Origin of the sequence: Desulfotomaculum sp. (assembly GCA_003513005.1) — a bacterium.
Classification (GTDB): domain Bacteria; phylum Bacillota; class Desulfotomaculia; order Desulfotomaculales; family Nap2-2B; genus 46-80.
In genome coordinates this window covers 1-9,555 of record DOTD01000049.1, presented here as the reverse complement: position 1 = coordinate 9,555, position 9,555 = coordinate 1, and the positions used below count along the sequence as shown (strand labels likewise).

Here is a 9,555-nt window from a genome sequence, read left to right as displayed (position 1 = left end):
CGATAGGTCACATCCGGATCATAAGCTGATTGCAGGGAGTCTGCTTTAATGTCTTTATTTGCTTTAGCTTCCCAGGTCTTCTTTTCACTATTGAAGACAGCCTGTTCTTCGATAAATCGCTGGAGAACCGCCATGGCATGCAATTTGCCAATGCTCGGGTTAAATTTGATGTTAGAAATCAGTTCGATTCCCAGATCGATTATCTCTTGGATCCGTTTTTGTGCTTCGCTGCCCCTGGAGCGGTATAAGACTTTAGTTTTGTACGCGGGTTCCAGCATTTGCTTCAAGGAATCTGTAAGGAGTTCCGGAGGGCAGGCATTCACTGCCTGGGACAACACGTCATATGCTAATGACAACCGGCCGGCTAATTTGATATTAGTCATCATTTGCGTGGAGTCTACACGTTGCTCTTTGGTGTTGATTCCAGCTAATTCAATAAAATGCTCGGTTAGTTTTTCGAATTGACCAAAGATAAGGTCGTCTTTACCCGGGTTTTCTACGGTATAGCGGTAAACCCGCCGCCGAATACACTGGACGGGAGCGATCCTACTTATGGCTCAAACATATTTAATATCAGCTATCCCCACTTTCAGCCGCAATTGAACAAGCCTGTACCAATTAGTAAAAATATGACGATTAAAACCAAAACAATAGGCATGGGCAAGCTGGACAGCGAGGTAGTGACCTATCAATATAATACAGGCGCCCCAACACAATCTGCTGAGGTTAAAGAAAATACTGCAGGCAATGCGGAAAACACAAATAAGCCGGAAAATACCGGTGTGACGGAGGAGACTCCTGCAGCAGGGAATACTGAACAGACAAGGAATTTTGCTGACTTGGAGGGGCATTGGGCCAAAGACGACATTTATTCATTAGTAGAGAAGGGTATTATCGGCGGGATGACCGCCACGGAATTCAAGCCGGAAGAAAAAATAACCCGCGCCCAATTTGCAAAATTGCTGGTCAAAGCTTTAAATATTGAAGTTAAAAAGGATGCGGCTCTTTCCTTTTCAGATGTGCCGGCCGGGGCGTGGTATCACGATTGCGTAGCGGTGGCAGTCAGCACAGGATTAATCACCGGTTATAGCGACAGTATTTTTGCTCCCGATAACAACATCACCCGGGAACAAATGGCGGTGATTTTATCGCGTGCTTTAAAGATGAAATCGCCGGCGATGGAAATCGGCGCCAATACCGGGCAGGCAATTGACAAGTTTGCGGACAAAGGGGATATATCGCCCTGGGCAAGGGAGGGAATAGCCCCGGCTGTAAGCGGCGGAGTAGTGAGCGGGGTAAGCGCGGACACTTTTGCCCCTAAAACATTTGTCACGCGTGCCCAGGCGGCGGTTATGGTTTTGCGGCTGTACCGGCAGGTTGATAGTAAAGGATGAGCAGGGCAAGCTGGTCTTTAACGGCCAGCCAAAAGTGGAAAACGGCGTTTTTTCATCCTGCTTCACGCTGGATCCCGCGGCGGCTGAAGGAAAATATACTATTATCGCCGGCAGCGCAGAACAGCCGGAAATGAAGAGGTATAAATTCTCAGTAGTTTCAGCGGATGACACCGGCAGCAAGGCTGAGGCGGGCAAAATTCTTACCATCAATGGTAATGGTGTAGAAAAGGAAATTTCTTTTACCCGCGCCGAGTTAGAGGCAATGAGCCAGGAAAGGGAGATATTTTCAGTAGTCAGTGACTGGCCCAGTAATTTGTTTGTGGCTGCGCAGGGTGTTCCGCTGCGGATTCTGCTGGAAAAGGCCGGAATGAAACCCGGCGCCCAAATGATTGCTTTCCGGGGCAGCGACGGATACAGGATTGATTTTACCGCTGATGAACTGTTTAACCAGACACGCTATTATTTTCCCAATTTGATGGAATCGTCGATAGACGGCAAAAAAGTAGCGCAGCCGATAATCGCCCTGCAGCGGGTGGAGGATGATGACGATTACGCAAAGATGAGCGATCGTGATACGCCGGTGTTGTGCTTTGGGCAGCGGGCGCTGACAGAACAAATCCTTTGCGAGTATGTTAAAAGATTAAAAACTATTACCGTTACAACGGATACTCCGGACCAATGGGAACAGCCTTCGGTAAAAATAATCGATCCTGATACACGGCAGGAAATTACGGCGCCGGGCGGTAAAATTAAAAAAGGTTCAGAAGTTGTTCTGGAAAGCGACCCGAAAGTAAAAGTTTATTACACAACCGATGGCAGTACGCCGGATCTGGAAAGTAAAATTTACAATGTCAGTTTTCACGTTCCGGCTTTAAACAAACCTATTATAATAGAGAGTGATACTGTTATTAAAGCTAAAACCGTTGGCTGGGGCAAGCGGGACAGTGAAATTGCCGCCTTTACATTTACGATCGGCGGGTCTTGTGCTGTTCAACCAACTGATGGGCAGGCTGTTGACGGCAAAGCGCCCGCCTTTAACGATATCGAGGATAACTGGGCCAAAGATGATATTAATTATTTGGCTCAAAAAGGAATTATTGCCGGGATAAGCGCCGCGGAATTCAAACCGGAAGGGAAAATTACCCGCGCCCAGTTTGCAAAATTGCTGGTCAAGGCTTTAGGTATTGAAGTTAAGAAGAATGCGGTTCTTTCCTTTTCAGATGTACAGGCCGGCGCGTGGTATCACGATTGCGTTGCAGCGGCAGTAAATGCAGGATTAATCACGGGCTGTAGCGAGAATATTTTTGCTCCGGACAGCAGCATCGCCAGGGAACAAATGGCGGTGATCCTAACGCGTGCTTTAAAAATGAAATTGCCGGCGGCGGAAGCCGGCGACAGTACCGGGCAGGCAATTGACAAGTTTGCGGACAAAGGTGACATATCACCCTGGGCAAGGCAGGAAATAGCCCCGGCTATAAGCAGCGGGATAATAAGCGGTGTAAGCGCGGATACTTTGTCCCCACAAGGATTTGTCACGCGGGCTCAGGCGGCTGTCATGATTTCGCGGCTGTACAATAAGTTAAACTAATTGAACACCCATGCTGCTTCAAGCGGCGCCATCAGGAGAATAAAAAGAGAGAAAGGATGTGTTGAAAATAACTGAGTTTAATGAAAACGACCTGATTACAGTAAAACCGGTTGGGATCGTCAGATCCGGCGTGCAGGAACTGAACCAGGTACCGGTAGGGGGAGGAAATGCTGTAATCGAAATATATCCGGAATACAAACGAGGATTGTTGCGTATAGAGGAAAATTCTCATCTCTGGCTTCAATTGTGGTTTCATAAGGCAATCCGCACTCTTTTGAGCACCGTTCCAGGGAAGGTTAATCCCAACCTTCCTGAATATGGAGTTTTTTCTTTGCGAGCCTTCAGCAGGCCAAATCCTATTGCTTTGACATTGGTCCGTCTGGAGAGAGTGGAAGACAATCTTCTTATTGTTAGTGGTTTGGATGCCATAGATGGGACCCCTGTTGTGGATATTAAGCCTTATTATGAGCAGGAGATAATATTTTCGCCGGTTACTCCGTACATCCGCCCATTAAAAAGAGAAATGCGCCAGGAAATTTTCATGAAGCAGGCCTTAAACCACCACCAGGAAAAATGCGCCTGGTTTTTATTGGGGGTGCGCATGGCTCTTGTTGCCGATGATTATTTTGGGCAGCTCAATTCCAACGATTTGAAAGTAAAAGTGAACGGACCGCTGTGCCTGGCTGATGTTGTGCAGGGTTTAAGCAATGCCCGTTTGGCTAATCCCCCGCGGTTTGAATATGCCAAAACCGGTGAAATCGGGCAAAGTATTTGGGAAAAAGACGGCAACCGGTTGACCATTACCGCCAGGCGGTTGATTGCAGATGATGAATTTTTACAGATTGATGATGATCAGTTCTTGTCAATAGAGTTTAAGAATCGTTTTGAAGTAAGTTGAAAACAATAATGTAATTTTGGAGGTGACGGGATGGGCGAAACCAGTGCTGGTGTAAATAAAGCTCCCAAGAAGTGGCTGGCCTGGGGGGTAATTGCTCTGGTCCTGATTATTGCTGTTTCCTGGTATCTTAGTCTTGATAAAGGCGGGTTAAAGGAAGGGACAGTAATAATTAAGGAAGGCGATGTCATTTTAGGCAGCTTTACAGTTGCCGACCTGAAAAAACTGCCGGCTGCAGAGAAAAAAATAACAATTACAAGAAATTGCTCCAGTAGCTGCAGCAGCAAAAACAGCGGCGGTAGCAATCAAAGCAAACATGATTACACCGGAACGCCTCTCTCGGCGGTACTGGACAGCATTAATCCTTATTTGACTCAAAAGTATAAAAAAGTTATTACCAGGGGTATCGACTATTACAGTCAGGTTATGGAAATGTCTGAAGTGCAGCAGGCCGGAATGCTGTCAAATATTACCGGAACCATGATGGTCAATTTCGTATATTACCGTTTTCCCATAATTCCTTTGATCTTTAGTCTGAGTGTCGCATCCTTGTCCGGAGGGCTCGGTGGACTGGTTGCCTTTAAAATTGCACAGAAGATATGGAAATTCCAAAAACGTGAAGATGAACATTGTTAGATTGATTTTTTTAATCATCAAGGAAAATTATTTCAATCAAGGGTGGTAATGCTTTTTTGGAGGCTGTGGCGGTTAAGGGATTAACTTATAAGTACTGGCCGGGTGGACCGCTGGTATTAAACGGTATAGACTTTAATGTATTCCCGGGAGATTTAGCTCTTGACCCACAGGTGCTGGTTGTTGATGAAGTCATGTCCCCGCTTGATTCTGACGGGAAAAAGAGAGTAGCCTCAATTTTGGATAAGCTGCGTGCTGCAGGGAAGAGCATTATTATTGTAGAGCATGATCTGGAAGCGGTTGCTTTTGCAGACCGGTTGATGGTGTTAAACAATGGGAAATCAGCCCGTTTTGACCGGACGGAAAAGGTCCTGGCAGACCGGGATTTTCTTGCTGAAGCAGGATTGTTATATGATGATGAAGGCTTAAATACCGGATAAATGGGGGCGAACAGTGGGTTTTATTGAACTAAAGCAAGTAAGCTTCCTTTATCCCGGGAAAAAGGAACCGGTACTGAATTCGGTAAGCCATAGTTTTGACAAAGAAGGGATAACGGCTGTTGTTGGAGCAAATGGCAGCGGCAAGACCACGCTTACCAAAATAATGGTTGGTATTGTACAGCCAAATAGCGGGGAAATTTTTCTGGACTCGCTTCCTTTAAAAAAATATACCCTGGCAGAAATAGGGCGCCATATTGGCTATGTTTTCCAGAACCCGAGCCATCAGTTTTTTTGCACTACTGTGGCAGAAGAGATTGGTTTTGGGCTAAAGCATCTGGGTAAAGAGCCGGAAGTGGTTGAAGAAAAAGTGGAGTTTTACCTGAAATATTTTGAATTAACGGCCTACCGGAACGTTTTTCCCTTGCGTTTGAGTTATGGTGAAAAACAACGGGTGGCAATCGCTGCCGTACTTGCCAATAGCCCTGATTTTTGTATATTGGATGAACCTACAGTTGGTCTGGATGTTTACCGTAAGAGGTTATTGGAAAACCATTTAAAAAAAATTGTCCGGCTGGGCAGCGGGCTATTGATTGTCAGCCATGATTATAATTTCGTGAAAAGAATCGCCGACCGGGTTGTTCGAATGGAAAACGGCCAGGTTCAGGAAGTTAGTGGATAGAAAGGTTTTAACGTTCATGAAGCTTGATCCCCGGACAAAATTGGTGATCATTATCTGTATTACGACTTTGGCTTTAATTTACAATACTCCCGGGCGGCTGCTTCTGCTTTTTGCCTTGACGATCATCCTGATCTTATTTTTCAGGATTGATCTTGCCGGTTTCTGGAACAGTTTAAAAAAACTTTTGCCCTTGCTTTTGACACTTTTTTTAGTTCAGGTCATTTTTTTACGGTCCGGTCCTGCTCTTGTCAGTGTGGGTTCGGCGCCGCTAATCACCACCAATGGCCTTGCGGCAGGGACCAGTGTCATGCTGCGATTGGGAATAGTCTGTTTTGTAGCCGTTTTGTTAACATCTTCAACCAATTCCCGGGATTTTGTTTTAGGGCTGGCGCAGTGGAAAATCCCCTATGAAATAGCTTTTATGGTTTCGGTAACAATTCGTTTTTTACCAGTCCTGCGGGAGGAAATGAACAATATAATTACAGCTGTTCAGTTAAGAGGAGTTGAGCTCAAGAAGGTGCCCTGGCGAGAAAAAATTAAACTCTACTGCAGCTTATTTTTTCCGCTGGTCTATGGAACAATTCTCAAAGCCCAACAGCTGTCGCTGGCGATGGAAGCGCGGTGTTTCAGAATTTACCCGCAGCGCACTTATCTAAGACAGTTGAGACTGACCTGTCTTGACTACGGCGTAATGGTGGTTTCTGTAATTGCTACCCTAATATTTATTAATCCTGATATTTGGAGATAAGAAAAGTATTTGTCCAAACAACTGCAAAGGAGAAGTGTGACATGCTTATTTTTAGTTTCCGGCGGGCTATAGTTAGTAAACTGATCATCGGTCCGGGATTTTCTAAAGCCGGATTGGGAATTAAATTAAGATCCCGGAAATTTGCGTCCTTGATGATAATGCTGACATTTTTTCTTACTCTGCTCGGTGTTGGAAATCCGGATACGGTAAATGCTGTCTGCGGCGGTAATCAGGGAGTGCCCGCCGATACGCTGACGATTAAAGTTGGTTATTTCGGCGGGCCTTACTATACGAAGAAAATATATACGCTCAATGACTTTGATAAGCTGTCGCAAGTGGAACAGACCTATACTTTCATTGACAGCATTTCGGCGGTGTGTATCGATAGGGCTAAAGGAGTGAAATTGGTTGATTTGATTGAGGATGCCGATGTTGATATCAACTCTGTGCAAAAGTTTTATTTTTTCGCTACCGATATCAAAAATGGATGGTATCAATGTTTGGATAAAACTTTCCTGCTGGATACGCCTCGTTACTATTATCCGAACCTCCCGTCATACTGGGATTATGAAACAAATACTTCCTTGCCTGAGGCAGTATATGGGGCGGTCCGGGTTGATCCGATTATTGCATACCAGGATAACTGGAGAAGGTATGAAGCTGCCCCTGATGACAGTTATTATGATACTTCAACCAGGTTCAGGCTGCTGCTTGGGCAGAAGGACACAACTGATCATGATGCTCCACTATCGGTCAAATGGGTGCATGCGATCGAAATAATGCTGGGTGGCATGCCCCCTGAACAGGTGACCCTCAACCAGAACCTGATTAACCTTAAAGTCGGCAGTACGTTTCAATTGAAAGCGACAGTCGCTCCGGACGAAGCAGCGGAAAAAAGCGTGACATGGACTTCCAGCGATACCAGCGTGGCCACAGTGGATGAAAACGGTATGGTAACAGTGACTGGCCCGGGTAAGGCCGTTATTACTGTGAATATATAGAAGAAACGGCGGTGGTTGCCTATCCCTCAAGAAATGATGACGCTGGTAGAAATTAATATAAAAAGCTCCTGATGGTTTAAAAGAACCATTAGTTCCTCTTATTTAACCGGCTCGCCGAAGGGGTGACATATCAGGGGACGGGGTTGTTACCCCTGAAAAGTATTTGAGCAGTTTTCTATTTAGACGGTTCACCGAACAGCACCAGGAAATCATAATTAATACTGGGATCTTTGTCTGTTCCATAGTTGATATTAACTTCTAGCAGTATAATTCTCAGCTTGTAACCGTTGTTTTGGACATCCAAAGTCATTAACTCGGGAGAAAGAGAACCTTTTGGAGTATTGTTGACTTTGGGTAGGGCACTTGCCAAACTGTACAGCCCGGAACTGACTAATTCGATTCCCTCCGAATTATTTACCGATACATTTACCTCCTGAGGCGATATGCGTTTGATGATGAGTTTATATTTATTGTTACGGACCTGAAAATTATATGGTGAATAAGTAGAATCGTCCATCATGGTATAAGATTGGACATGAATAAATATATCATAGCCGCTTATTTCAATCGGTTTTTGTGTATCCAGACTGGCTCCAAAGTATTTTTCACTCCAATCTTCGTAAGCTGCGTCAAATCCAAAAGTATCCTTCATCTCTTTAATCTTAAAATCAGCAGGAAGCCAATTAATATATTTAAGGTAATTACGCGTCTCAAGATAATCGAGGATCCTGGTAGATTCCAGCCTTGTTTTTACAGGCACAGCAGATTTGGGAATTATTTTCCCGTCTTTTGACAGTACGCCTTCTGAGCGGAGCATATTTTCCAGACGTGCAATCTGCGAACAACGAGACACCGTAAAGGCGTCAACAGGCGGTATTACAGATAATATAGCCAGACCGGCAGCCAGCAGGGCAATAAAACCGTTTTTGGCAGCAGGTTTAAAACTGAATAAAATTCCGCAAGCCAGTGAAAGCATTCCAAAAAGGATTACATAATAACGCGATTCGGTGATGCCGTATGCATTTACCCTTATAACAACTGAAATTAGCTGCATAATAACCATAAGGATAAGGGCTTTGGGGAAAACAAGACGGAAAACCAGAGTAAATTTATTTTTTAATTGATTGGATAAAATAAAAGTAATCAGGCCAACGGCTGAATAAGCAAGTATCATCGGGCCAAGCTGACCAGCAGGCCATTTAAGGGTAACCAGAATCTTAATAAAGTAAGCTGTCAGGACAATGCTGTAGACTGCGATCAAGGGTATGACAATGTATGATATTAAAATCTCCAGCAGCCGGGGGTAAATAGCAGCGTGCTCCGCGTATTTTAGATCTGCTTCAGATTCAGAGTTAAATCTGGGCAGTAGTGACAGGTAGTATAAATCGGCAAAGAAAATCCATATGATACACAGGGTAATAGGATATGCATTCTGGTTTACTTTAAAAAGCAATATGTCGATGGCGGCAATTATGCTTGTACAGCCGGCAGATAGAACTGCCGCATATAACACTGAGGTAAAGGCAGCCTTGAAATGGATCAAGGCGATATTATTAAAGTCGGCTTTGTCCTTTAATGAAGGCAGCCAGATGAAGGCGCAGAACATAGCAAAGACGGCGACAACGGTGCGGATTTTAACAGAAAAAGATATACTTGGAGCAGGGGAGATTATTAAGTAATAACCCAGGATCAGCAGCGCCGATATAAAATAGACGGGCAACCGCATTTTTCTTAAACGCTCAAAGCGTTCACAGCTGAATTGAGCCACCACGCTCAAAAAGGCCCCCAATAAGAAGGTAAACATAAGTTTTTGCAGAATAAGTACCGGTTCCTTATCCAGGGAAATCATGTAACAAGCCAGTATTGTAGCGCAACCGAGGCAGAAGACTGTTAAGGGGAAACGTGCGACGGCGTCAAATAAGCCCCGTGTAGTTTTTATTATCGATTCAATAAAGCGGTTAATAAAAACTCTCTCCCTTCTTTAAAATAATTCACCAGACGTTATGCTGCAGTTGCGTGCTTAATAAGAGATTATAAACTCTCCTTTATCATAACAATAATCCGTTATCCAGGACAGCCTTTCAGAAGAAAATATAATTTAACTTAAATTTTTTAGTATTTCTGGAACTGGTCTATAATTATTTTTAAATTTAAAAAATGAGTAAGAATAAAGAAGA

8 protein-coding genes and 2 pseudogenes are annotated in these 9,555 nt (G+C 44.3%); 8 read left to right on the top strand and 2 right to left on the bottom strand.

Translation table 11 applies throughout. The features are described from left to right. Window positions 1-383, bottom strand: a 383-nt coding sequence (locus tag DEH07_06120) for a transposase (protein ID HBY04110.1), incomplete at its 3' end; no start/stop codon positions are given. Window positions 384-461: 78 nt separating this feature from the next. On the opposite strand from DEH07_06120, the gene DEH07_06115 reads away from it, so the two are divergent. From DEH07_06115 to DEH07_06080, 8 genes and pseudogenes are all read left to right on the top strand, one after another. Next, window positions 462-1,394, top strand: coding sequence for a hypothetical protein (locus tag DEH07_06115; GenBank protein HBY04109.1), 933 nt, complete (start codon window positions 462-464; stop codon window positions 1,392-1,394). Continuing rightward, complete coding sequence (locus tag DEH07_06110) at window positions 1,378-2,982, top strand: hypothetical protein (GenBank protein ID HBY04108.1); 1,605 nt, start codon at window positions 1,378-1,380, stop codon at window positions 2,980-2,982. Before DEH07_06115 ends, DEH07_06110 begins: the two co-directional genes overlap by 17 nt. Window positions 2,983-3,049: 67 nt before the next feature. After that, window positions 3,050-3,880 carry a tRNA (N6-threonylcarbamoyladenosine(37)-N6)-methyltransferase TrmO gene (tsaA, locus tag DEH07_06105; GenBank protein ID HBY04107.1) on the top strand — a complete coding sequence of 277 codons (831 nt, stop codon included), beginning with the start codon at window positions 3,050-3,052 and terminating at the stop codon, window positions 3,878-3,880. A 430-nt stretch (window positions 3,881-4,310) separates the two neighbouring features. Next, window positions 4,311-4,513, top strand: a pseudogene (locus DEH07_06100) (hypothetical protein). Between the two features lie 152 nt (window positions 4,514-4,665). Next, window positions 4,666-4,950: pseudogene (locus tag DEH07_06095) on the top strand (ABC transporter ATP-binding protein). A gap of 13 nt (window positions 4,951-4,963) precedes the next feature. Then, complete coding sequence (locus DEH07_06090; GenBank protein ID HBY04106.1) at window positions 4,964-5,629, top strand: ABC transporter ATP-binding protein; 666 nt, start codon at window positions 4,964-4,966, stop codon at window positions 5,627-5,629. Window positions 5,630-5,645: 16 nt separating this feature from the next. Further along, window positions 5,646-6,377, top strand: coding sequence for an energy-coupling factor transporter transmembrane protein EcfT (locus DEH07_06085; GenBank protein ID HBY04105.1), 732 nt, complete (start codon window positions 5,646-5,648; stop codon window positions 6,375-6,377). A 41-nt stretch (window positions 6,378-6,418) separates the two neighbouring features. Further along, window positions 6,419-7,378: a hypothetical protein gene (locus tag DEH07_06080; GenBank protein ID HBY04104.1), complete on the top strand. Its 960-nt coding sequence runs from the start codon at window positions 6,419-6,421 to the stop codon at window positions 7,376-7,378. Between the two features lie 175 nt (window positions 7,379-7,553). Here the strand turns inward: DEH07_06080 and DEH07_06075 are convergent, their stop codons facing one another. Continuing rightward, window positions 7,554-9,227 carry a DUF4153 domain-containing protein gene (locus tag DEH07_06075; GenBank protein HBY04103.1) on the bottom strand — a complete coding sequence of 558 codons (1,674 nt, stop codon included), beginning with the start codon at window positions 9,225-9,227 and terminating at the stop codon, window positions 7,554-7,556. Between the last annotated feature and the right edge of the window lie 328 nt (window positions 9,228-9,555).

Coding starts and splice junctions, on each gene's coding strand:
- DEH07_06085 (HBY04105.1), top strand. CDS start 5,646: ATGAAGCTTGATCCCCGGACAAAATTGGTGATCATTATCTGTATTACG.
- DEH07_06075 (HBY04103.1), bottom strand. CDS start 9,227: ATGATTTCCCTGGATAAGGAACCGGTACTTATTCTGCAAAAACTTATG.
- DEH07_06080 (HBY04104.1), top strand. CDS start 6,419: ATGCTTATTTTTAGTTTCCGGCGGGCTATAGTTAGTAAACTGATCATC.